The sequence below is a fragment of the Halorubrum sp. SP9 genome (assembly GCF_005435015.1).
In the GTDB taxonomy this organism is placed as follows: Archaea; Halobacteriota; Halobacteria; order Halobacteriales; family Haloferacaceae; genus Halorubrum; species Halorubrum sodomense.
The window spans coordinates 1-437 of record NZ_SGXU01000394.1; the positions used below are offsets into that span (position 1 = coordinate 1).

The 437-nt window shown below is 54.9% G+C and carries 1 pseudogene; it reads left to right on the plus strand.

Annotated features, from left to right (window positions below):
- Nucleotides 1–212: 212 nt before the first annotated feature.
- A pseudogene (locus EXE45_RS18010) lies at nt 213–437 on the plus strand (Fic family protein); the annotation flags it as partial.

Sequence of the window (437 nt, forward strand, 5' to 3'; positions counted from 1 at the left end):
AGCTCGTCCACACGCTTCTCGAACTGGTCGACCTTCTCCAATAAATCGTCGCTGACGCGCTCGATGCTCGCCAGCGCTCGTTCGCTGGCTAGCGAGGCCTGTGACCCATTGTCCCCTAGCTTGGCTATAGCTAATGGAAGAACATCGCACCGTGGGTTACAATTTTACCTATCAAATTTAATTCACAGGCCGAGATACGAGCGTGGTATGCAATGGAGACATGGGAGTTTAGCGAACACGCACCAGGAGAGCGCATACCCTACGGCCAGCGCTCGTACTACAAGCCCGAACCGCTCCCATCAACACGTGAGTTAGTGACTGATGAGGAACTCTCGGGTACAATCTCGGATGCGTCCTTCTGGCTCGGGAAACTGAGTGGCCTCAGTGAGATGGTTGACTACCCGCCGCTTCTCTACACGTCGCTCGTGCGGAAAGAG